This is a genomic window from Asticcacaulis solisilvae (assembly GCF_052327315.1).
In the GTDB taxonomy this organism is placed as follows: domain Bacteria; phylum Pseudomonadota; class Alphaproteobacteria; order Caulobacterales; family Caulobacteraceae; genus Asticcacaulis; species Asticcacaulis solisilvae_B.
On sequence record NZ_CP166196.1, the window covers coordinates 1,809,382 to 1,832,501 of the forward strand.

Below are 23,120 nucleotides of genomic sequence, written 5' to 3' on the forward strand. Positions count from 1 at the left end.
CTTCTCCCTCTCCGTGTTCGCGCGGGGAGGGGAGACGCAAAAAAGCCCGGAGCGAAGGCTCCGGGCTTTTGTCTTGTCAGGCTGTCGGCGCTTACGAGAAGCGGCCCGGCAGCTGTGCGATGGCGGTGTCGACGGCCTTGTCGGCGCCGAGGCCGGCCGTGCGCTCCGTCAGGATGCTTTCGGCCAGCTGCGACGCCAGGTCGGCGGCGGCAGCCTTGACGTCGGCGGCGGCGCGGGCCTCGGCCTGCGCGATCTTGCGCTCGGCCAGTTCCTCGCGGCGCTTGATCGAGTCGGCCAGCTTGGCGCGGGCTTCTTCGGTCAGACGCTGGGCTTCTTCCTCGGCCAGGGCAATGATCTCCTTGGCCTTCTTTTCAGCGGCCTGGCGCTGCGCCTTGATCGAGTTCAACAGCTCGGTCGCTTCCTGACGGATGCGGACGGCCTCGTCGAGCTCGGCGCGGACGGCCTTGCCGGTTTCGCCGAGACCGCGCCAGACATTGGCGGGAACCTTGGCGAAGACCAGGATCAGAAGGAAGATGACCAGACCGGCATGTACCCAGAATTCGGCATCGTGCATAAATTCGGGCATGGTCTTACACCTTGTTGAAGGCGGACTTGAGCGCCGCCTGGGTGGGAGCCTTGCCGGTCAGCTTGGCGACGAGGGCGGAAGCCGTGTCCGAGGCGATGTCGCGGACGTGGCTCATCGCCTCGTCGCGGGCCGCCTTGATGCGGGCTTCGGCTTCACCGAGGCGCGCATTCAGCTTGACGTCTTCCGCGGCCTGGGCGGCGGCGATCTCGGCGTTCGAGCGGGCGATGGCGTCCTGGGCCAGCTTCTTGGCGGCTGCGTGGGCAGCGGCCGTTTCGGCTTCGGCTTCGCGCGCCTGGGCTTCGGCTTCGTCGCGGATCGCGCGGGCGTTGGCCAGGTCTTCGGCGATGGTCGAACCGCGCTTGTCGATCACCTTGCGCAGACGGGGCGCGAAGATGGTAGCGATCAGCGCGTAGAAGACCGCGAAGACGATGGCCAGCCAGATGATCTGGCCGGGCCAGTGCTCGACATTGAGCTGCGGCAGGCCTTCGTCACCCTTGGGATGCTCGGTCGTCGCCGTCGTCTCTTCGGCCGCGACCTGCGACTGCGCCAGTTCGGACGCGTTCGCCAGGGGCACGGTCGAGGCAACCGTCACCGGCGGCGCCGAGGCGTCGGTCGAGGAGACGGTTGCGGATGAACTTGCGGCGTTCATATCGATTTCCTGAGGGGGCCGGACTTAGTGGCCGAACAGGACGAGCAGGGCGACGACGAACGAGAAGATGCCGAGGGCTTCGGTCAGGGCCATACCGATGAACAGGTTGGTCTGTTGTTCCTTGGCGGCCGACGGGTTGCGCATGGCGCCGACGTAGTAGTTGCCGAACAGGATGCCGAGACCGATACCGGCACCGATCATGCCGAGGGTCGCCAGACCGGCGCCGATGAACTGCAGGCCGTGGGCGATGGCTTGAGCGGATTGAAGGTCCATAGGGTAACTCCGTAGATGAAGACAGGTTGATAGGGTTTAGTGATGGCCGATGTTGACGACGTCACTGAGATAGACGCAGGCCAGAACCGCAAACACGAAGGCTTGCAGGTACGCGACCAGGAATTCGAGGGTGGTCAGGGCCACGATGGTCAGCATGGGCAGGATGGCGCCCAGCATGCCGCCGATGCCGAGGGCCGACAGGCCGATGACGAAGGTGGCGAAGACGTAGAGAACGATGTGGCCGCCGACCATGTTGCCGAACAGACGAAGCGTCAGGGTGACCGGGCGGACCAGGAAGGAGACGACTTCGATGATGATGATCAGCGGAGCCAGGTACAGCGGCACGCCCGACGGCAGGAACATCTTGAAGAAGCCGAGGCCGTGGCGCAGCAGGCCGACGCCGATGACCAGGACGATGGTGATGGCGGCCAGGGTCACGGTGACGGCGATCTGCGACGTCGCGGTGAAGATGCCGAACAGGCCCAGCAGGTTACAGCTGAGGATGAACAGGAACAGGGTCAGGATGAAGGGGAAGAACTGGCGGCCGTCGTGGCCGATGATCGAATCGGCCATGTCGTCGATCAGCTTGAAGATGCCTTCGGCCATGACCTGGCCGCGGCCGGGGATGATCGCCGCACGCGCCGTGGTCAGCGCGAAGAACAGCAGGGCAGCACCGACGGCGATGAACATGGCCAGCACCGAATTGGTGATCGACATGTCGACATAGTGTCCGCCCACGGTAAAACCGGGAAGTTTGTAAACGGTCTCGATCTGAAACTGTTCCAATGGTCCGGCCATGAGCCCTATCTACCTCTTGCGACTGGGACCGCGCGCGCCTGCGCAGCGTATCCTTATGAAAAATCTGACGACGAAGACTGTCCTGAACAGAAGGGCCTTTTGCCCTTCAGGATCGCCGGTTCTGGCCCGATTTGACGACCGCATAGACGGCCGCGACCATTCCCAGCAGAGTTCCGACAATCATGCCCCACGGCGTGGTGTGCAGGTATTTGTCGGCGACCCATCCCAGTCCCAAACCTGCCAGAATACCCCCGATCAGTTCGCCAAGAGCCTGCATGCCCTTGTTCGCGCCGACTTCCGCGCCGTGGTCGACCGATTTGCTGTTACGCGCTTCGATCGCCTTCAGGCGCTGGTCCAAATCCTTCAGCTTTTCGGCGTCCGGTTCGTTGTGGGGTTCATCTGTCACGTTCAGCACCTAACAGGCGGGATGATGGATCATCCCGTCTTCGAACGGCGCGGAACCTACTCAAGACGTTGTGAAAGGTCAAGCAATTGCGCAAGACAAAACGAACGTCGATCACATTTGCGCGCATCGGTCGCGGTTACAACGCTGTCAGAGGTGTAATTGTATAGCGTTTAGCCGGTTTTATACGTGAATAGATCGAGAGATATAGCGAGGCGGGGTGGGGGATATAGGCTTGCACCGCTGGCGTGCGGTGCAGGATGTTTTTGAAGTGATCCGCAGATTACGCAGATTTCGCAGATTAATCGCTGAACCCTTTGGCGCGTTGTGGAAGACGGTCTTTGTGTTGAGGGAAAGGAAGGCGGTCCACAGATTACACAGATTTCACAGATTTTTCCGAGCGTGACCGTGCGGCCAGAGTTCTGGATCAGGGGGAGAGGCGCTTCGCGCTGCCGCGGAACCGCGTGAAGCGCAACAATTCACCGGGTTGCGAACCCGGAAATCAGCCGATAGGTCGCTGAAAAATCTGTGAAATCTGTGTAATCTGTGGATCACTTTGCGGCATTTCCGCGCGCACCTGCAGCACCGATCGTCAGGCCACGTTCTCGGCCACCAGGGCCTCGGCCGTCGACAGATCGACGCTGACCAACTGCGATACGCCGCGTTCAGCCATGGTGACGCCGAACAGGCGGTCCATGCGCGACATGGTCACCGGATTGTGCGTGATGGCGATAAAACGCGTATGCGTGCGGTTGCGCATCTCGGCCAGCAGGCGGCAATAGCGGTCGACATTGGCGTCATCGAGCGGCGCGTCGACTTCGTCGAGCACACAGACCGGCGCCGGGTTTGCCAGAAAGACACCGAAGATCAGCGCCGTGGCGGTCAAGGCCTGCTCGCCGCCCGACATCAGGCTCATGGCCGACAGGCGCTTGCCCGGCGGGCAGGCGAAGATTTCAAGGCCGGCTTCGAGTGGATCGTCCGATTCGACCAGGCGCAGCTCGGCCGAGCCGCCGCCGAACAGGCTGACGAAAAGGGTCTTGAAGTGCTCGTTGATGATGTCGAACGCCTTCAGCAGCCGTTCGCGGCCTTCGGCGTTCAATTCATCGATGCCGTCACGCAGCTTGGCGATAGCGGTGATCAGGTCGTTGCGCTCCTTGCCGAGGGTATCCAGCCGGCTTTCGTACTCGGAGGCCTCTTCTTCGGCGCGCAGGTTCACGGCGCCCAGATTGTCGCGTTCGCGCTCCAGGCCCGACAGCAGTGATTCGGCGCCCGACGGATCGGCGGGCGTGGCGATCGCTTCTTCCTTGAGCTTGCGGCCGAGGTCGTCGGGCGTGCCTTGCGTCTGGTCGAGGATCAGCGCCTCGATTTCGTTGCACTTGTTCTGCAACGCTTCGACGCGGGCGGCGGTGCCGGCGCGTTCTTCGCGGGCGGAGGCGGCTTCCTGTTCGCGGGCGCGGACATTGAGGTCGGCATCCCTGCGCGTCCCTTCGGCGGTGTTCAGCGCATCGCGCGCCGTCGACAGGCGTTTTTCGGCGGTGGCCAGCTGGTCGACCAGGGTGATGCGGCGGTCCTCGAAGGCGCGCGGCGCCTCGACGGCGATTTCCAGGGCGGCGCGTGCCGTTTCCTGGTCTTTTTCCAGCTTGGCGATGCGCGCCGACGAATCACCGGTGCGGCGCGTCCAGTCGCCCAGTTCACGCGACAGGGTGCGTTCGCGGTTCTCGCGCGCCTGGCGGTCGCGCTGGTCCTGGTCCAGGGCAGCGCGCGCCTGCATGACGGCCTGGCGGTGCGTTTCAGCGATCTTGCGAGCCTGGGCCAGCTTTTCGCCCATGTTTTCGCCCGGATTGGCCTGGCTCTGGCTTTCGACGGCGGCCTTATAAAGATGCTCGATCTCCTTGTGGTCGCCCTCCAGGCGCTTCAGGCTTTCGTCCAGGCTCTCGCGGCGGGCTTCGTATTGGGTCTGGGCGCGCACGCGGTCGTCGAAGGCCTGCTGGCGGGCGCGGGCATTGCGTTCCAGGTCCGGCACCTTCTGGCGGGCTTGGCGCAGATTGTTTTCGTATTGCGTCTGTGCGTCGGCGGCGGTTTTTTGCGTAGACTGCGCCTCGGCGAATTTCGGGCGGATGGCCGCGATCTCGGCTTCCAGCTCCTCCAGGCGATTGCGCTGGGCCAGGCGGACGGCCGCCGGCTTGGGCGCCTTGGCGCGCACCACCATGCCGTCCCAACGCCACAGGTCGCCTTCCTTCGAGACCAGGCGTGCGCCGATCGGCAGTTGCGATTGCAGGCGGTCGCCGTCTCCTTGCGCCACCACGCCGATGGTCGAGAGACGAAGGCTCAGGGCGTCGGGCGCGCGGACATGGGCGGACAGGGCGGCGACGCCGAGACCCGACAGGTCCATTTTCGCGGCGCGGCTTTCGAAGCCTTCGCTCCAGAAGGCCAGCGCCTGGGCGTCCTTGGTCAGGCTGAGGTTGAGGTCGTCGCCGAGCGCGGCGGCCAGGGCCAGCTCATAGCCCTTGTCGGGGCGGACCGCATCGAGTACCGGCGGCCCGCCGGCGGTCTGCTTGCCCGAACCTGACAGGATCTGCGACAGGCCGCGGGCTTCCGACGACAGACGGCCGAGCGCATCCTCGTATTCGCGCATGGCCTTGCGGGCCTGTGCCTCGGCATTGACCAGGGCGACGCGGCCGCCTTCCAGCGCCTCGGCGTCCTTGCGGGCGGTATCGAGCTGTTCGGCAGCGGCAGCAGCGTCGGCCTTCAGCTTTTCCAACTGGTCGTAGTCGAAAGTGCCCAGCGCCTTGCGGTCGTTGAGCGCCTGGGTCAACTGGGCGCTCAAACGGTCATAACGCGTCTTGGCTTCCTGAAGGCGCGTCGCCTCCAGCTTCTGGCGTTCCAGTAGCGCGGCCTGTTCGGCGGCCAGGGCCTCGATCGCCTTGTCGGCTTCCTGGCGCCTGGTTTCGGCGGCGTCGACGGCGGCCTTCAACTCGGGTTCGCGCGACGGCGCCTCCTTGATCTCGGCCTGGACGCGCGCCAGGGCCGAGGTCAGGCGTTCGACCTGAAGCGCGCCGTCGGCCGTCAGATCGCGTTCGCGCTGGAAGTCGCTGCGCAGGCGTTCGACCTCGGTCTTCAGGCGCGCGATCTCGCTGGTGGCCTGCTTTTCCTCGAGGTCGAGGCGTTCCTTCTCTATGTTGAGACGGTGCATGACGGTCGCGGCCACGGCCTCTTCTTCACGCAGCGGCGGGACGGCTTCGGTGGCGTTGATCGCGTCGGTCTGCGCCGTGGCGGCGGCGCGGGCGGTTTCCTCGACGCGCTGCGACTGGCCCTGCATGTCAAGGACGGACGCCTCGAACTGCCCGCGGGCCTCCAGCCATTTCGAATGGAGGATGGCGCGTTGCAGGGCGCGGATTTCGGCCGAGATGCGGCGGTACTTTTCGGCCTGGCGGGATTCCCGCTTCAGGCGTGACAGGGCGGTGTCGAGTTCGCGGGCGATGTCGTCCAGGCGCGACAGGTTGGCTTCGGCCGCCGACAGGCGCAGTTCGGCTTCGTGGCGGCGGGTATGCAGGCCGGAGACGCCGCCGGCTTCTTCCAGCACGCGGCGGCGGTTCTGCGGCTTGGCGCCGATCAGCTCCGAGATCTGGCCCTGGCGGACAAGCGCCGGCGAATTGGCGCCGGTCGAGGCGTCGGCGAACAGCAACTGGACGTCGCGGGCGCGCACCTCCTTGCCGTTGATGCGATAGGAAGACCCTGCGCCCTTGTCGATGCGGCGCGCCACGTCCAGCACCGGCTGGTCGGTAAAGGGCTGGGGCGCCAGGCGATCGGCATTGTCGATGGTCAGGGTGACTTCGGCCCAGTTGCGCGACGGGCGCTTGTCCGAGCCGGCGAAGATGACGTCTTCCATGCCGGCGCCGCGCATGGCCTTGGCGGACGTTGCCCCCATGACCCAGCGCAGGGCTTCGAGCAGGTTCGACTTGCCGCAGCCATTCGGGCCGACAATGCCGGTCAGGCCCGGGTCGATACGGAATTCCGTCGTATCGACAAAGGACTTGAAGCCCGAGAGTTTGATCTTCTGAAACTGCAACTGGGTGGGCCTTTGGCGCCGGACTGATTCTTCACCGGCTATAACAGCGCAATTCGCGTGACAAGACAATTGCGCGCGAACATCGCGTCCCAAATGGGGATAAATCTGAACACGGAGCGATCCGCCAGGGCTCCCTCAGGCCGCGAGACGAGCGCGGCACCGGACGCGTGTCCAAGCTTTACAGCTATTTCGCCGCCGCCGCGATCGCCGCGTCGATATCCTTCATGTCGTGGCCGTCGACCGTCTTGCCGTTGACGATGAAGGTCGGGGTCGAGTGGATCTTGTCGGCCTCGGCGTGGGTGTTCATCGTCTTGTAGAAGGCGTCGATCTGCTTCTGGTCGGTGACGCAGTCGAGCTGCTTCATAGTGCTGAGGCCGGTAGCCTTGGCGACCTGGGCTTCGATCGGCGCCATGTCGCCCGTCTTGTAATAGGCGTCCTGGTTCCTGAAGAAGGCATCGACCACGGTGAAATAGTTGGTCGAATTCTGCGGCGTCTTGCTCTGCGCCACGGAGCACCGGGCGATCATGAAGCCGGCCAGGGCGTACTCCGCGGGGTTGGTGAGCAGTTCGCGGAAGACGTACTTGACCTTGCCGGTGGCGATATACTTGTCGCGGAAGGTCGGCCAGTTGTCCTTGTTCCACGCCGCGCAGTGCGGGCAGGCGGCCGACGCATATTCGACCACGGTCACCGGCGCTTTGGGATTGCCCAGCACCATGTCGGGCAGCAGGCCCGGCTCGGACGGCATGACATAGGCGCCGCTCGTCGACGCGGCGGGGGCCTTGCTGGCGACTTTGGCCGGCTTTGCCTTGGCCATGACGGCGTGGGGCGCGGCGACCAAGGCCGCGAACACGAACACCAGGGACAGGATAGGCTTAAGGGTCATGGCTTGCCCGTTTGGCTGAGAAGGGGAGACAGCGCGCGATCGAAATCCTGGATATCGCCCGTCGTGCGCTGAAGGAATTGTCCGTTGACGAAGAAGGCCGGGGTGCCCTCGATCGGCGTCTGGAGGTCGGTCTGGGCCATGCCGGCCTGGATGCGCTTCATGCCGTCGGCGTCGGTGATGCAGCGGTCGAACTGCTTGTCGGTGACGCCGAAGTTCTGGCCGATGCGGCGAAGGACGGGCAGGGCGTTTTTCGACGTGCCGCCGGCGAACATTTCCGGCTGGGCCTGCATGACCGCTTCGACCACGTCGAAATAGCGGTCAGTGCCGGCGCAGCGCGCCAGCAGGAAGCCCGCGGCGGCGACATTGTTGGGCGGTGTCAGGTATTCGCGGAAAACGTAACGGACCTTGCCGGTGTCGATATATTTCGCCTTCAGGGCCGGGAAGACCGCGGCCTGGAATTCCGCGCAGTGGGCACAGGTCACCGAGGCGTATTCGACGAGGGTGACAGGCGCGTCGGCGCGGCCGATCACCATGTCGTCGGGCCGTTCGGCCATGAATTTGGGGCGGCCGCACGCAGCCAGGAGCATGGCCGAAGCCAGCATCAGCAGGAGGGTGCGCCGCCCCGTTGTCATCACTTCTTGAGCAGAGGCTGGATGGCGTTGTCCAGGTCGCTCATGTCGTACTTCTGCAGCGGAATCTTCTTGCCGTTGACGAAGAAGGTGGGGGTGCCGTCGACGCCGTCCTTGATGGCCTTGTCGTGCGCGTCGTTCAGCGCCTGGACGCCCTTGGGATCGGTGACGCACTTGTTGAACTGCTCGTCGGTAAGACCGACCGACTGCGCGATGCGCGTCAGCACGGTGCGGGCATTGGCGTATTCTTCCGGATGGCTGCTGCCCTGGTCCATTTCTTCCTGCGAGCGCATGATGGCGTCGACCACCTTGAAGCTCTTGTCCGGACCGGCGCACTGAGCCAGCAGGTGGCCAGCGACGGAGACGGCCGGGTTGCCGGTCATCATCGGGCGGTAGATGTAGTGGACCTTGCCGGTATCGACATATTTGGACATGAAGGTCGACATGGCGGCCTGGTTCATGCGCGCGCAGATCGGGCAGGCGACCGAGGCGTATTCGACGACGGTGATCGGGGCGTCGGCCTTGCCGGCGGACATGTCGCCCGAACCGATCTTGTCGGTCGACGGGCCCTGGCTGCAGCCGGCGGCCAGCAGCGCGATCCCGGCGAGCGCGCCCAGCGCCAGCGCGCGGACGGTGGAATGGAGGTTGGTCAGCATCGTTGTCCCCGTGCGTAAAAATGGTGCGGCGGCGTGCCGTTATTCACCCTTAGGCATTTGCTCCTTGGGAACAGGCGCGCCGCTTTTTGTCAACCGGATTTTGACTGTAACTATGTCCGAATTATGAAGTCATCTTACGGCGCAGCATGATCGAGCGGCCCAGGCGCAAAAGGTCGGCCCGCAGCTTCGGGTCTTCGACGTCCGCGACCATCTGCTGAAGCTCGACTTCCTCGCGCGCATCGAGCGGTCGGGGGCGCGGCGGCTGGGGCGTCTTTTGTGGCGTCGACAGCGGCCCTTGGACGATGCGAATGCGCTCGACGGCCTTGCCGCCCATATAGAGGTTGACACGATCTATCAGAGTCGCCGACTGGTGCTGGACCAGCGGAGCGAAGGCGCCGGTGACGCGGACCTCAAGCGTGCCGGCGCGCGGGTTGGCGGCGGTCGAGCGGGTCTTGATGATCTTGACGGGTTCGCAGATGCGCGCCAGCGACTCACCGGCGATTTCCCGCCAGCGGTCGCGCAGCTTGGACGATCCGTCGTCCAGGGCGGCGAACTTCGCTTCCAGGCTTTTCAGCAGCGGGTTGACCTGTTTCGACACGGTCGGCCCGACGCGCGGCGCACGCTTGGTGCGGTTCGTGCGTAAAATCCGCACCGACTCTTCGAGCGAGGGCAATGGACGTTTCATGACGGCGATTATAGAGAAGGATAAGGGTCTTGTCTCGCGTTTGCGGGCCGATCTGCTCGAGTGGTACGACCGCCATAAACGCGACCTGCCGTGGCGTCGTGGCGCGCGCGATCCGTACCGTGTCTGGCTGTCCGAAATCATGTTGCAACAGACGACGACGGCGCACGCCGCGCCATACTATTCGCGTTTTTTGGAACTTTGGCCGGCGGTGACGGACCTGGCGGCAGCGCCCGACGAGCAGGTCATGGCCGAGTGGGCGGGCCTTGGCTATTATTCGCGGGCGCGCAACCTGATCAAGTGCGCCCGCGCAGTGGTCGCAGATCATGGCGGCCGGTTTCCTGACACCGAGGCAGGGCTCTTAAGCCTGCCGGGCCTGGGCGCCTATACGGCGGCGGCCGTCGCCGCCATTGCCTTCGACAAGCCGGCCAATGTCATCGACGGCAATATCGAGCGCGTCATGGCCAGGCTGTACGCCCTGGAAACGCCACTGCCCGAAGGCAAGGCCCTGGTCCGTCAGGCGGCGCAGCAATGGGTCTCGGCCGAGCGGGCGGGTGACTGGCCGCAGGCCTTGATGGACCTGTCGGCGGCGGTCTGCCGTCCCAAGACGCCGCAGTGCCTGCTGTGTCCTTTGCGTGAAGGCTGTTCAGGGTACGCTTCCGGAAACCCGGAAAAATATCCGGTCAAGGCAGCGAAGACCGCCAAGCCTCGCCGCCATGGCATTGCGTTTTTGATCGTGGGCGAGGGCGGCTTTATCGCCGAGCGGCGGGCCGACAAGGGGCTGCTGGGCGGCATGCTGGGCGTACCGCATACGCCGTGGCGCGATGCGTCGTGGACGGCCGCCGAAGCCGACCCGCCGTTGCCCGGCTTCCGTCCGGTCGGGCACTATGAGCACGTCTTCACGCACTTTGCACTGGAGCAGGCCGTGTGGAAGCGCGATGCGACGGCGGCCGAGATCGCCGATCTGCTGCGCCGGCATAACGACTGGCAGCTTGTGCCGTTCGATCACCAAAAAGCCCTGCCGACAGTGTTCAGAAAGGCGCTGAAATTTTTGTAGGTGGGCGCCCCGGTTGGAGCGCCCTGAAACCTATTTCGCCGTATTGCTCCCGTTCCCGGGAATAGTGCACTTTTCCGGCACCTTCTCGGACTTGGCGGCGACGTCGCACGGCACGGCCGGGCTGAACACGGTCCGCTTGGCATCCAAAACCGCGATGTAGCCGCGCTTGTTGACGCAGGCCAGTTCGGTGATCAGGCGGCCGTCGCCGGTCATGAAGGCATAGCGTGCCGTTTCCACGTCGCAGTCAGGATTCACACCCTTCGATGCCTTGGCGATGACCTTGACGCGCGCCAGCAGGTCGGCCTCGGTCGTCAGCTTGCACGGCAGTTCCTTCATGCGCGCCGTAAAGCAGTCGAAGCTCTCGAACTGCGCATCCGGCTTCGCGGCCGGGACGAAGGCGATCAGCCCGTTGGGCTGTTCGGGGCACTTGAACTCGATGACGTCGCGGCCGGTGTCGGCCTGGGCGCCGATGCGGACAAAGGTGTCGCCCGAGCAGTCGATGCCGGCCTTGTCGAGCGCGGCGGCATAGGCGGTGCGGTTGGCTTCGGCCTTGGCGTGCGCCTCGGCCTTGACGGCAGCGACATCGGTGAACTTGCACCCGCCGATCGCGACCGCCTTGTCGCAGCCCACGGCGCCCTGGACGTCGCCCTTGGCGTCGAGCACGATCACGAAGCCCGGCGGCGTCGCGCAGCCGACCTCATAATAATCGCGGTCCTTGGCGCCGCCGAGATAGCGCATGTCGGAGACCGTGCAGTCGTCCTTGGAATCCTGCGCCAGCGGCGTCAGCTGCTCGACGGCTTTTGCATGGTCTGACAGCTCGCATTTCAGCGGCGTGCCCTCGACCTTCAGGCAGTTCATATAGCCGACGGTCTGGTCGGCGGCGTCATAGTTCGCAATGGCGTAGATGCCGCTGAAGCCGGTCTTGCACAGCAGCTCATAGAAGACCTTGTCGCCGGCGGCGTTGGGTGCGATCCAGCGCGCCTTGCCGACATTACAGTCCGGCGTCACCGTCTTGGCCAGCGGCGTCAGCCAGTAGTGGTTGATGCGGTTGCCCTTCAAGGCGCACAGGGGATTGGCCGGATCCTTCGCGTGCAAGGCCTCGGCCTTGTTGCAATTGGTGACATCCGTCTTGCCGTCCTGGAAGGCAATCAGGAAGAAACCCTGGTTGGTCGAGCAGGCGACCTCATAAGCCTTGCCCTTGACGGTCTTGCCGTCGCGCTGAGCACTTGCGTCGGCGACATAGCGCGCTTCGGTAATCTCGCACGGCACCTTGGCTGCGGCGACCACGGCGGGCGCCTCCTTGGCGCCGCGCTTGATGTCGTCCTCGGTGACCGGGGCGGGGCGCGCGGCGACAGGCTTGGTGCTTTGCGGCGCCGGTGGGCGGCCGGTCTTGACGTCGTTGCCGACGGCGTCGGTCTGCTGCGCGTGCGCCGGCAGCGTGACGACAAGCGCCAGCACGGCACAGATGAGTGTCAGGAAAATGAAAACAGGACGCGCAAGCGCGCGTCCGGAGAGCCCAGCCATATCCATTCCTCCGCGCCGTTTCGACGCCTTACGTTTTTATTGTCGTAATATTGAGGACGGAATGTGCGCAAAATCAAGCAAAAATGATCGATCATGCGCGATCGATCATTTTCGCTCTCGGTTTGTGCCTTTTAGTTCATATCGGCGCGGATGCGCGAACGCAGGTCGTCGATCGGCTTAAGGCCAGCGTCGGTCTTGAAGCGCCAGTAGGTCCAGCCGTTGCAGGCCGGGCTTTGTTCCATCATGGCGCCCATCTTGTGGATCGAACCCGTCAGGTCGCCGGCCACCAGCGAGCCGTCGGCGCGGACGCGCGCCGTGCGGTCGCCCTTGGGCGTATAGAGCATGTCGCCGGGCTGCAGCAGGCCGGCCTCGACCAGGGCGCCGAAGGGCACGCGCGGCTCGGCCTTCTTCGAGCCCATGACGCTCAGGTCTTCCTGCGTCGCCGGCTTGATTTTCGCGATGCGGTCGCGGGCGTGGCGCGCATAGGTCATGTCGCGCTCGATACCGATAAAGTGGCGGCCCAGGCGCTTGGCGGCGGCGCCGGTCGTGCCGGTGCCGAAGAAGGGGTCCAGAATGACGTGGCCCGGCTTCGAGCACGCCAGCAGGACGCGGTAGAGCAGGGCTTCGGGCTTCTGCGTCGGGTGCGCCTTGTTGCCGTTCTCGTCCTTCAGGCGCTCGTCGCCCGTGCACAGGGGGATCGACCAGTCCGAACGCATCTGCGTGTCTTCGTTGAAGGCCTTGAGCGCATCGTAGTTGAAGGTATAGCGCTTCTGGCCCTTGCCCTTGGTCGCCCAGATCAGGGTTTCGTGCGCGTTGGTGAAGCGCGTGCCCTTGAAGTTCGGCATCGGATTGGCCTTGCGCCAGATGACGTCGTTCATCACCCAGAAACCGAGGTCCTGCAGCGCCACGCCCAGGCGGAAGATGTTGTGGTACGAGCCGATGACCCAGATCGCGCCGTCGTCCTTGAGTACGCGGCGGCATTCACGCAGCCAGTCGCGCGTGAAGGCGTCGTAGGCTTCAAAGCTGGCGAACTGGTCCCATTCGTCGTCGACGGCGTCGACCTTGGAATTGTCGGGACGCAAGAGGTCGCCGCCGAGTTGAAGATTATAGGGCGGGTCGGCGAACACCATGTCGACCGAAGCGTCGGGCAGGGACTTCAGCACCTCGATGCACTCGCCGACATGGATCGTGTCCAGCTTGAGCGGCGCGGAGGGCAGGGGACTTTCGACGGCTTTTAGCTTCGGCATGGGATGTCTCTCGCTGCGCCGCGAACCTTTTGTTCGCAAGGCGTAAGGTCTTGAATCCCATGAATAGAATCTTAGATGATTAACAAGAAGTAAAAACTTGACTCGCCCCGAATCGGGCGATTCGTTTTTTTGTGGGTGAGTCTTTTCGGACTCACTTTTGGATTCGTTTTGTTCCACCCCTGGCCAAAGTTCCGGGTGGCCTAAGCTCGTCGGAGCGCATTATTCCGCGACGGCCGCCAGGTCGCGGATGGTCGCCCAGCTCTTGCGATGGACGGGCGAGGGGCCGTGTTGGCGCAGGGCGTCGAGGTGCGTGGCCGCCTGATAGCCCTTGTGCTTCTTGAAGCCGTAGACGGGATAGACGTCGTGGAGTTCGATCATCACGCGGTCGCGCGCCGTCTTGGCCAGGATCGAGGCCGCCGCGATCGACAAAGACAGGGCGTCGCCGCCGACCAGGACCGTCGAGGGGATGGCCAGCTTCGGGCTGCGGTTGCCGTCGATCAAGGCGTGATGCGCGGCCGGCATAAGCTCCGCCACGGCGCGCGCCATGCCGGCCATGGTGGCGGCCAGGATATTCATCGCGTCGATTTCCTCGACCGTCACGGTCACCACCGACCAGGCGATGGCGGCGGCCTTGATCTCGGGCTCCAGGGCAAACCGCCGGGCCTCGGTCAGGGCCTTGGAATCGTCGATGCCTTCGGGCAGGCGCGAAGGATCGAGAATGACGGCGGAGACGCACAGCGGGCCGGCGCACGGACCGCGTCCGGCCTCGTCGACGCCGCAGACCAGGCCGCCGATACGGATTTCGTGGGAAAAATCGACCATTCCGACTGAATACTCCGATTCAGCCGGAATGTCTGCGCCTTCAGGCAAATGTGTTCCGGCTATCGCGCCCGGGGATTGGCGCCGAAACGGTTGTCGCCGCGCGTCCCTGGCCAGAAGAACAGCACCAGAAGCACGAGATAGGCGGCGGCGCTCGGCACCATGGTATAGGGCAGGGTCAAGGCATAGAGCGGCAGTTCTGCCTCGAAAACCTTCGAAAGGTCGAAGCCGTGCTGAACAGCGCCCTGCATGGCCGGGGTCATGTTCATCGACAGCTGCATCATCTCGTCGGCATGGAACAGGTACAGGACCGATTGGCCGATCGTGCTGGCGGCCATCGGCAGCAGCAGCCACCAGCCCGAGCGATTGGAGTCGTGGAGCCTGCGGACCTGGACGGCCAGCGTCGGAATGAACAGGGCCAGGCCGAGTACGAAGGTGATCATTGCCAGCGCCACTATTTGGCCGACGGCGTCTCCGCCAGGCGCCGCCCCTGTCTTACCGAACAGCGAGAAGATGAGATAGAACAGCCAGCCATACAGGGCCGTCACAATCACCCATACGGGGATCAGGAAGCCGAACAGTTCGAGGCGGCGTGACCGCCCCTGAAAGTCGGCATAGCGGACCAGCGGACGTAGGACGAGCGGCGTACCGGCCATGGCGGCCCCCTTAGAATACGTTGACGTCGCCGCCGCGGCCCTTGGGATCGGGACCGAAGCGATTGCTGCCGACCGTTCCATCAAGACAGAAAAAGACCAGCATGACGATAGAGGCTATTATGATCGGCAGCCAGATGAACAGCATAGCGCTGCCGATCACCGCAAAGACCGCCGATGGGTCGGTATTGCCGGTGTGATTGTTCATCAGGCTCATGAACTTGCCCATATTCGTGATCAGGAAGAGGGTTACGCCCAGGATAAATACGCCCAACGGCATGACTATCCACCAGCCCGTACGGTTGCTGTCATGCAGACGGCGCACCTGCACCGCCAGGCTCGGCAAGAAGAGCGCAAGGCTGATCAGATTGACGACGGCGGAGAAGCCCATGAAGTGACTGGCGAACTTCGAAGGATCGGATGACGCGGTCATTGCTGGCAGGGTCGACATAAGGACTGTGTCAAGCACTATGAAGAGGACGACCTGCGCCAGTGTCCAAAGCCAGAATTCGGATCGCCGCGCCCGTCCCTTGAAATCTACATATTTGACCAAAGGCTGAAGAAACAAAGGAACCTGTTGCATGACTTTTTTCCGAAAGCTCTATGGATGGGAAGCGAAATGGGTGCCGGATATGGCCGCCGGCGCATGATGGAGGCGCGGAAAGACGAACCGGCACCCAGAAGGTCCGATGAACAGGCAGTCTTTACAGGATGAAGATGTGCCCCGCATGCGTCCCCCAAGTTCGCATGGGCCAGAGCCTACGACCTTTTCATCAGTTCCGCAACTTCAGCGTGACGGAAGCAGGTAACGACGTGATCGTTGACCATGCCGACCGCCTGCATGAAGGCGTAGACGATGACCGGGCCGCAGAACTTGTAGCCATATGATTTGAGCAGCTTGGCCAGGTCCTGGGAGGTCTTCGTTTCCGCCGGAACCTCGCCGTGTTCGAAATGGTTGATCACGGGGTGGTGGTCCTGGATCTGCCAGATCAGGTCGCTGAATTCCATGCCCTTGTCGCGAAGCGAAAGCGTGACGCGCGCGCTGTCGATGGCCGAAGCGATCTTGGCGCGGCTGCGGATGATGCCGGCGTCGTTCATCAGACGTGCCACATCCGTGTCATCGAAACGCGCTACGATTTCGGGATCGAAACCTGCGAAGGCTTTACGCAAGGCTTCGCGTTTCCTGAGGATGGTGATCCACGACAGGCCGGCCTGGAAGCCGTCGAGCACCAGTTTTTCCCAGAGGGCGCGCGAGTCAAATTCTGGCACACCCCATTCGATGTCGTGATAGGCAATGTATAACGGATCCTGGTTTGGCCAGTGGCAGCGTTCGTGAGCCTCCATCGCCATTTCCTTAAACGAATCCAGTTGTTATAACGCCTGTATTATTATGGTTAACGTGCGTTACTACGAAGCGTCTTCTGCCGACTGAATGTGCGGAGCGATCCAGGCCGGGACTGCCACGACGACGGGGTGATCGCTGCTGTGGGGATCGGCATTCGTCATCCGGTCGAGGCGCATCAGGCCCAGCCCGATGCGGCCATAGGCGGCTGCTACCTCGCCGATCTTGCGCTCCGCGACCAGGATTTCGGCGCCTTTTTCGAGATCGCCGGCACTGGTGAGCGGCAGCAGCCGGTTCTTGATCTGGCCGCGCCGTTTCATGCGCGACGTCAGTTCCTGCCCGACATAGCATCCCTTGTGGAAGTCGATGGCGTCGAGGAGGTCGAGGTTGGCGTCGATGGCATAAAGCGCGTCCGCGTCGAAGTCCTCGCCGGCCGAGGCGATGCCAAGACCGACGCGGAAAGCGGTCCAGGCGCCTTCGTCTGCGGTGGCCGTCCGGGTATCATAGGCAAAGCCGAAAGTATCTCCGGCGATGACGCCGCGCGGATCGTCGGCAAAGCCTTCCGGCAGGTCGCCGCCGAAGGCCACGAAGACCGGTTGCTCCAGCGCCTCGATCGTCACGTGAGCGCGCAGCTTGTACATGTTGAGCTTCGCCAGCAGTTCGGGGCGCGCGGACAGGGGCACATCCAGCCAGATGTCCTCAGATCCTTTGGCCATCAGCAGGCAATCGGCGTACATCTTTCCCTGTGGCCGCAAAAAAGCGCCATAATGCAGCGTACCCATGCGGCCGTCCGCCACCTCGGCGGTGATTCGGTCGATATGGGCCGTGCACAGCCCTTTCAGGAAGGCTGCCCAGTCGGGTCCGGTAATACGGATCAGGGCGCGATGGGGGAGGCGGGCGATCTCGGTCATGTGAGCACGTCGTTTCTTGCGGTCGTTAGCTTATGTCGTAAGTAGATAGGATTATGAAGGCGAGTTTTCCGATTCTTTTGCTGGCGATCTGCGAACCTGCCAAGGTGATGACCCTGGGCGGGCTGATCCGGCGTTTCAAGCAGGAGATCCCCAATGCGCGTATCACCCTGGTCACCTCGAAAGCGTCGGCCGAGCTGTTCGGTGACGACGATTGCGTCGATGAGATCCAGGTTTTCGACGGCGCCCTGTTCAAGCTGAAGAGCCTGGGTATGCTGAGCGAGATCAGCCGCCGCCAATGGGGATTGTGCGTCGATATCGGTCCGACCATGGTGTCGCGCCTGATCCCGGCAAAGACGCGTTTCACCCTGAACGCCAACGATCCGGCCAGTCCGCTGGTCCAGATCTGCAAGGCCCTGCGCTTGCCCGAGGCCGAGGTTCGGCCGTCCCTGAGGGTTTCGCCGGCGCGCGAGGCCGGCGTTCGCACCTTTCTAGACAACGGCCGCGGCATCGCGCCGCTGATCGTCATGGCGCCCGGCGCCTCCTGGATCGGCAAGCGCTGGCCGACCGAACGCTTCGCCGTGCTGGCGACCAAGCTGATGCGCGACAACGGGCCGTTCGGCGGCCACTCGCTGCTGATCCTGGGCGGAGAAGAAGACCGCGACACGGCCATCGCCCTGCGCATGGCGACGCCGCGCGCCCGTGTATTCGAGTTGACCGGCCGCCTCGACCTGTTGAGCGCCTATGCCGCGCTGAAGCACGCCTCGGTCTTTATCGGCAATGACGAGCAGTGGCTGCACCTGGCCGCCGCCGCCGGCATTCCGTCGTTCGGGCTGTTCGGGCCTTCCGACGACACGACCGCGCCGTATGGCGACAATGTCCACGTCGTGCGCGGTCCACGCAGCTTCGCCGAGGTCCAGGCCGTTGACCCGAAATTGAAGCAGAACGTCTGCCATATGCTCGACCTTTCAATCGATCGCGCCTATGACGGCATCGTCCGCGTCATGACCGGTGCGCAGGAGTTGCGCGCCTCGGCCTGGCAGGCGGTAGGATAATCCCAAACAGGAGACCCAAAATGGCCCGTACCTTCGATCTGATTATTAGAAACGCCGACATCATCAATCACGCGGGGCGGGGCAAGGGCGACATCGGCATTGTGAACGGCAAGTTCAATGCCTTCGGCGACCTGTCGCAGGACAGCGCCGGCGAGATTTTCGACGCCACGGGCCTGCTGGCCATGCCGGGCGTGATCGACACCCAGGTCCACTTCCGCGAGCCGGGCCTGGAATGGAAGGAAGACCTGGAAACGGGGTCTCAGGCCGCCGTCATGGGCGGGGTCGTGGCCGTGTTCGAAATGCCGAACACCAATCCGAACACGGTCAATGTCGCGACCTTCGAAGACAAGCTCAAGCGCGCCCACCACCGCATGCATTGCGACCATGCCTTCTATATCGGCGGCACGCATGAAAACGTCATGCTGCTGGGTGAACTCGAGCGCCTGCCGGGCTGCTGCGGCGTAAAGGTCTTCATGGGTGCGTCGACGGGGACGCTATTGATCGCCGACGACGCGGGCGTCGCCGCCGTCCTGGCCAATGTCAACCGCCGCGCCACCTTCCATTCGGAAGACGAATACCGCCTGGCCGAGCGCCGGCCGCTGGCGCGCGAAGGCGACTGGACCAGCCACGACTATGTCCGCGACGCCCAGTCCGCGATCCAGTCGACCCAGCGCCTGGTGCGGCTGGCGCGCGAGGCCGGCAAGCGCATCCACGTCCTGCATGTCACGACGCGCGAGGAGATCGAGTTCCTCAAGGATCACAAGGATATCGCGACCGTCGAGTTGACGCCGCAGCACCTGACGCTGGAGGCGCCCGAGGCCTATGAGCGCCTGAAGGGGCTGGCGCAGATGAACCCGCCGATCCGCGACCGCTATCACGTCGAAGGCCTGTGGCGCGGCATCACCGGCGGCATCGCCGACGTGCTGGGTTCGGACCACGCGCCGCACACGCTGGAAGAAAAGGCCAAGCCGTATCCGCAGTCGCCGTCCGGCATGCCGGGCGTGCAGACCCTGCTGCCGGTCATGCTGAACCATGTGAACGAGGGCCGCATGTCGCTGGAACGCCTCGTCGACCTGACCTCGGCCGGCGCGCAGCGCGTCTTCGGCGTCGCCAACAAGGGCCGCATGGCCGAAGGCTATGACGGCGACGTCACCCTGGTCGACCTCAAGATGAAGCGCGTGTTGCAGCACAAGGACATGCGCACCAAGAGCGGCTGGACGCCGTTCGACGGCATGGAGGTCACGGGCTGGCCCAAGGCCACCATCATCCGCGGTAAGGTCGTCATGCGCGACGACGAGATCATCAGGCCGAGCCAGGGCGAAGCCTGCCGGTTCATGGAATCGCTCTAAAGCATGGATTTGGCTTCGCTCAAATCCATGCTTCAGGTTTTTGTTTTGTCGCGCAATCCAAAAGGCCTCCCGTTTCCGACGGGAGGCCTTTTCTCTTTTAGGGCTTGTGCTTCTTCTTCCCTGGCTTGGCCGTCAAATCCGCCGGCTGCCAGGCGAAGCCGTCGCCCGAGGCCACGACCGTGCCCACGCCGGGATAGGGGAAGTGCGGGGCAAACACCCGTTCATGATCCTTGGCCAGTTCCGTCAGCGTCTCGCGGCGGCTGGCCTTGGCGACGGCGGCGTCGCTGTCGAAACCCATGGTCCAGTCGGGCTTGGCCAGGGATATGATCGAGCTGTGCGCCGTATCGCCGATATCGAGCAGGCGGTCCTTGCCCGACACGATCTGATAGCCGACATGGCCGGGCGTATGCCCCTTGATGGCGATCGCGGTGATCGACGGCGTCACCTGCGCGCCCGGTTCGAAGGTCGCCACCTGCGGCGCGATCGCCTTGACCATGTCGGCCATGCCGTCCTGGCCTTGCAGATAGGTCCAGTCGGCCGAAGACAGGCGGACCTTGGCCTTGGGGAAGGCCGGTTGGCCGGAGGCGTCGAGCAGGCCGCCGATATGGTCGCCATGGGCATGGGTGACCAGCACGTCGGTGATCTGGTCGGGCGTCACGCCGGCCAGTTTGAGGCTGGCGGTCAGGGCGCCGCCCATCTTGGCGCCGAAGCCCGTGTCGATCAGCACCAGGCGGGCGCCGTCGCGCACCAGCAGGGCGTCGACGCTAAGCGTAATGGTGTCGGTCGGCGCGTGCGCGGCCTTGAGCACATCGGCAACCGCGGCCGGACCCGCGTCGCCGCCGAAGATCTTGCCGTCATTGGGCGTGGAGAAGGTCGCATCGCTCAACGACACCAGCGACAGCTTGCCGACATGGAAGGCGGTGGCGGCGGGCTGGGCCGGAGCGGGGCCGGCGAACGCGGGCAGGGCGAAGACCAGCGCTGACGCGGCGAGAACACTGATAACGGTTTTCATGAACAGCCTCCATCGTTTCGGATGCAGACTCCATAGGGCAAAACCAGGCCCCGGGGCCATAAAAAAACGCCCGCGAGGCGAACCTCGCGGGCGTCGTTCATGAAAAGGGACCGGCCCTATTCGTTGTAGGTGCCGTTGCCGGCGATCTGGCACTGCTGCTCGTCATTGTGCGCCTTGGCGATGCGGCAGGGGGTAGCCTGCTCGGCCAGCTTGGTGCGGTCGCCGCTGACGACGACGATGTAGCCGCGCTTGTTCTTGCAGGCCAGTTCGGCGATGACGCCGTTGGCGACGCCCGTCGACTCGCCGATGTAGCGGACATCCGCGACATCGCAGGCCTTGGCGGGCTCGGCCGCCTTGATCAGCACGTCCAGTTGCGCCTTGAGCTGGTCGGTGGTGACGAAGCTGCAGCCCTTGTGGCCGACCTGGTCGAGGAAGCAGTCGGTGACGCGAACGCCGGCGCTCGAGCCCTGTTGCGGAACGAAGCCGATCAGGCCCCACTTCTGTTCGGGGCACTTGAATTCGACATAGTCGCGCTTGCTGCTTTCCTGGGTGCCGAGGACGTTGAAGTCCGAAACCGTGCAGGAGATGCCGGCCTTCTTCAGAGTGTCGGTGTAGTAACCCTTCTGGCCGCCGGCGGCAGCCGCCATGTCGGTGAATGTACAGCCGCCGCCCAGGCCCGCGGCTTGCGCGCACGGAATGGCCTTGACGAAGGTGTTGTCCATCTTGGTCTGGACCATGAAGCCCGGCTGGTTCGCGCAGCCGAATTCATAGAAGGTCGAGTCGTTTTCCTTGGAGACGCCGACAAAGCGGACATTGTTGACCTGGCACTTGGGGTCGCCCTTGGCGCCCAGCGGCGCCATCTGGGCCGACAGCTGTTCCTTGGTCGTGAACTGGCAGGCCGAAGCGCCTTCCATGACCAGGCAGCTCTTGAAGGCGGGCTGGCTGGTCGTGCCGAGTTGCGGATAGTCGAGGATGCCGCCGGCCTTGCCGGTACAGCCGACTTCGTAGCGGTCGATCAGCGGTTCCGTCTTGCTGGAGCCGATCAGGCGGGCATTGGCGGCGTCACAGCCCGGGACATAGGGCTGGATCACGGCGGCCAGCCACTTATAGGGCTGAGCGTTTTCCGGCAGGGTGCAGTTCACGCCCTGGGGGTTCTTCTTGTGCGCTTCGAAGGCCGCGGCGCAGGTGAAGGTCTGCGAGATATCGGTGGGGCTGGCGACGACGGCGATGAAGCCCGGGCCGACCTTGCAGCCGACCTCATATATGTTGCCCTTGACCTTGGTGCCGTCGGCCTTGGTCACGTCGGTCGGGCCGACCAGCTTGGCGCCGGACGGATCGCAGGCGATCTTGGCGGTGGCGATGATGACCGGGGCGTCGGCGGCCGGATCGACCTTGGCCTTGGCGTCGGCGGCGTAGGCCTGGGTCGAACCCAGGCTGGCCACGACGGCAAGACCCGCGGCCACGACGAGGGTACGGACCCGCTCGGCGAGAGGAGTGAGTTTCATGGGGCGACTTTCTGTAAGTTGCGCGAAAAGCCTGTAGTCCACCGCGCCGGGCGCGGCCGTATTCTTGTTAACCGAGGCTATTTACAGGATGTGGCGAAGCGATGGCAAGGGCCTGTTATGTCATAACCTGGGAATACACTTGACCTTGCGTCATAGTTGCCGTCAACGTCAATTTAGAGTACCTCTATCGACTGATTTTGTAGGATTAATGGAGGCGCGCGTGGCTGAAATTCTTTGCGATACCGATCGGGGCGTCATGCGCCTGCGACTCAACCGGCCGGAAAAGAAGAATGCGCTGACGCGGGCCATGTACAGCGAGCTGACCGCGCGGCTCGACGCGGCGTCGGGTGACGATGCCGTGCGGGCCGTGGTGATCTCGGCCGAAGGCGGCGACTTCTGCGCCGGCAACGATATCCTCGATTTCGCGCAAGGGGCGGCGGAGCTGCAGACGGCCGATATCGACGCCATCCCGGTGTTCCGGTTCCTGAAGGCGCTGACCTTTTTCGAAAAGCCCCTGGTCGCCGCCGTGCGCGGCCAGGCGGTGGGCGTCGGCGTGACCATGCTTCTGCACTGCGATCTGGTCGTGGTGGCCGACGATGTGCGTCTGAGCCTGCCGTTCCTCAAGCTGGGCCTGGTGCCGGAGGCCGGCTCGACCCTGCTTTTGCCGCAACGTATCGGTCATCAGCGCGCCTTTGCCTGGATGGCGCTGGGCGAGGTCATCGGGGCGGACGACGCCAAAGGCCTGGGCCTGGTAAACCGCATCGCACCGGCGGCTGAGGTCGAGATCGTGGCGGGCGAGATGTCGGCGAAGGTCGCTTCGTTGCCGCCGACGGCGTTGAAACACACCAAGGCCTTCCTGCGCGATGCCGAAGACGTTTGGGACGTCGTCAAGGCCGAGGGCGAAGTCTTCCGCACGCTGCTGACCAGCCCGGAAGCCATGGCGGCGTTTTCGGCCTTCATGAGCAAGGCCTGACAGAGACGTTCGAAAACCTTCACCATAAACCGTTACAACCGCTGGCAT

At 63.9% G+C, this 23,120-nt stretch carries 23 protein-coding genes; 4 read left to right on the forward strand and 19 right to left on the reverse strand.

The window, feature by feature from the left end:
* Positions 1–91 precede the first annotated feature (91 nt).
* The 10 genes from AB8717_RS08335 to AB8717_RS08380 form a co-directional block, all read right to left on the reverse strand.
* The gene (locus AB8717_RS08335) at positions 92–586 is read right to left on the reverse strand and encodes a F0F1 ATP synthase subunit B family protein (RefSeq protein ID WP_443750562.1); all 495 of its coding nucleotides are present in this window, start codon (positions 584–586) and stop codon (positions 92–94) included.
* Positions 587–590: 4 nt separating this feature from the next.
* The gene (locus tag AB8717_RS08340; protein ID WP_443750563.1) at positions 591–1,235 is read right to left on the reverse strand and encodes a F0F1 ATP synthase subunit B family protein; all 645 of its coding nucleotides are present in this window, start codon (positions 1,233–1,235) and stop codon (positions 591–593) included.
* A 24-nt stretch (positions 1,236–1,259) separates the two neighbouring features.
* Positions 1,260–1,508 (reverse strand): F0F1 ATP synthase subunit C, encoded by a 249-nt coding sequence (locus tag AB8717_RS08345; protein ID WP_443750564.1) that lies wholly within the window; start codon positions 1,506–1,508, stop codon positions 1,260–1,262.
* Positions 1,509–1,544: 36 nt separating this feature from the next.
* Entirely contained in the window at positions 1,545–2,306 is a 762-nt protein-coding gene (locus AB8717_RS08350; RefSeq protein WP_443750565.1) for a F0F1 ATP synthase subunit A, read from the reverse strand.
* A gap of 106 nt (positions 2,307–2,412) precedes the next feature.
* A complete protein-coding gene (locus AB8717_RS08355; RefSeq protein WP_443750566.1) occupies positions 2,413–2,712 on the reverse strand; it encodes an AtpZ/AtpI family protein in 300 nt (99 codons plus the stop codon).
* Between the two features lie 589 nt (positions 2,713–3,301).
* A complete protein-coding gene (smc, locus tag AB8717_RS08360; RefSeq protein ID WP_443750567.1) occupies positions 3,302–6,778 on the reverse strand; it encodes a chromosome segregation protein SMC in 3,477 nt (1,158 codons plus the stop codon).
* Positions 6,779–6,962: 184 nt separating this feature from the next.
* On the reverse strand, positions 6,963–7,661 hold the full coding sequence (locus AB8717_RS08365; RefSeq protein ID WP_443750568.1) for a DsbA family protein: 699 nt from the start codon (positions 7,659–7,661) through the stop codon (positions 6,963–6,965).
* Positions 7,658–8,293, reverse strand: coding sequence for a thioredoxin domain-containing protein (locus AB8717_RS08370; protein ID WP_443750569.1), 636 nt, complete (start codon positions 8,291–8,293; stop codon positions 7,658–7,660). The genes AB8717_RS08365 and AB8717_RS08370 overlap by 4 nt, the downstream gene beginning before the upstream one ends.
* Entirely contained in the window at positions 8,293–8,946 is a 654-nt protein-coding gene (locus AB8717_RS08375; RefSeq protein ID WP_443750570.1) for a thioredoxin domain-containing protein, read from the reverse strand. Before AB8717_RS08375 ends, AB8717_RS08370 begins: the two co-directional genes overlap by 1 nt.
* A gap of 121 nt (positions 8,947–9,067) precedes the next feature.
* Positions 9,068–9,631, reverse strand: a complete 564-nt coding sequence (locus tag AB8717_RS08380) for a DUF721 domain-containing protein (RefSeq protein ID WP_443750571.1) — start codon at positions 9,629–9,631, stop codon at positions 9,068–9,070.
* Between AB8717_RS08380 and mutY the strand changes: the two genes are divergently transcribed.
* Entirely contained in the window at positions 9,630–10,685 is a 1,056-nt protein-coding gene (gene mutY / locus AB8717_RS08385) for an A/G-specific adenine glycosylase (RefSeq protein WP_443750572.1), read from the forward strand. The genes AB8717_RS08380 and mutY overlap by 2 nt on opposite strands.
* Before the next feature lie 30 nt (positions 10,686–10,715).
* Here mutY and AB8717_RS08390 read toward each other — a convergent pair whose 3' ends face one another.
* The 7 genes from AB8717_RS08390 to ygfZ all read right to left on the reverse strand — a co-directional run bounded on the left by AB8717_RS08390 (position 10,716) and on the right by ygfZ (position 17,181).
* Positions 10,716–12,209 carry a hypothetical protein gene (locus AB8717_RS08390; protein WP_443750573.1) on the reverse strand — a complete coding sequence of 498 codons (1,494 nt, stop codon included), beginning with the start codon at positions 12,207–12,209 and terminating at the stop codon, positions 10,716–10,718.
* A 131-nt stretch (positions 12,210–12,340) separates the two neighbouring features.
* Positions 12,341–13,456, reverse strand: a complete 1,116-nt coding sequence (locus tag AB8717_RS08395) for a site-specific DNA-methyltransferase (RefSeq protein WP_443750574.1) — start codon at positions 13,454–13,456, stop codon at positions 12,341–12,343.
* Positions 13,457–13,675: 219 nt separating this feature from the next.
* Positions 13,676–14,278 carry a ribonuclease HII gene (locus tag AB8717_RS08400; RefSeq protein WP_443750575.1) on the reverse strand — a complete coding sequence of 201 codons (603 nt, stop codon included), beginning with the start codon at positions 14,276–14,278 and terminating at the stop codon, positions 13,676–13,678.
* Positions 14,279–14,337: 59 nt separating this feature from the next.
* On the reverse strand, positions 14,338–14,931 hold the full coding sequence (locus AB8717_RS08405) for a DUF805 domain-containing protein (RefSeq protein WP_443750576.1): 594 nt from the start codon (positions 14,929–14,931) through the stop codon (positions 14,338–14,340).
* A gap of 10 nt (positions 14,932–14,941) precedes the next feature.
* A complete protein-coding gene (locus AB8717_RS08410; RefSeq protein ID WP_443750577.1) occupies positions 14,942–15,511 on the reverse strand; it encodes a DUF805 domain-containing protein in 570 nt (189 codons plus the stop codon).
* A 176-nt stretch (positions 15,512–15,687) separates the two neighbouring features.
* Complete coding sequence (locus AB8717_RS08415; protein WP_443750578.1) at positions 15,688–16,272, reverse strand: DNA-3-methyladenine glycosylase I; 585 nt, start codon at positions 16,270–16,272, stop codon at positions 15,688–15,690.
* Between the two features lie 63 nt (positions 16,273–16,335).
* Positions 16,336–17,181: a CAF17-like 4Fe-4S cluster assembly/insertion protein YgfZ gene (ygfZ, locus tag AB8717_RS08420; protein WP_443750579.1), complete on the reverse strand. Its 846-nt coding sequence runs from the start codon at positions 17,179–17,181 to the stop codon at positions 16,336–16,338.
* Between the two features lie 53 nt (positions 17,182–17,234).
* On the opposite strand from ygfZ, the gene AB8717_RS08425 reads away from it, so the two are divergent.
* Positions 17,235–18,233, forward strand: a complete 999-nt coding sequence (locus AB8717_RS08425) for a glycosyltransferase family 9 protein (RefSeq protein ID WP_443750580.1) — start codon at positions 17,235–17,237, stop codon at positions 18,231–18,233.
* Positions 18,234–18,253: 20 nt separating this feature from the next.
* On the forward strand, positions 18,254–19,582 hold the full coding sequence (locus AB8717_RS08430) for a dihydroorotase (protein ID WP_443750581.1): 1,329 nt from the start codon (positions 18,254–18,256) through the stop codon (positions 19,580–19,582).
* Positions 19,583–19,679: 97 nt separating this feature from the next.
* Here the strand turns inward: AB8717_RS08430 and AB8717_RS08435 are convergent, their stop codons facing one another.
* Complete coding sequence (locus AB8717_RS08435; protein ID WP_443750582.1) at positions 19,680–20,594, reverse strand: MBL fold metallo-hydrolase; 915 nt, start codon at positions 20,592–20,594, stop codon at positions 19,680–19,682.
* Positions 20,595–20,710: 116 nt separating this feature from the next.
* Positions 20,711–22,099, reverse strand: coding sequence for a hypothetical protein (locus tag AB8717_RS08440; protein ID WP_443750583.1), 1,389 nt, complete (start codon positions 22,097–22,099; stop codon positions 20,711–20,713).
* Between the two features lie 220 nt (positions 22,100–22,319).
* Between AB8717_RS08440 and AB8717_RS08445 the strand changes: the two genes are divergently transcribed.
* Positions 22,320–23,072, forward strand: a complete 753-nt coding sequence (locus AB8717_RS08445) for an enoyl-CoA hydratase-related protein (RefSeq protein WP_443750584.1) — start codon at positions 22,320–22,322, stop codon at positions 23,070–23,072.
* Positions 23,073–23,120: the final 48 nt, after the last annotated feature.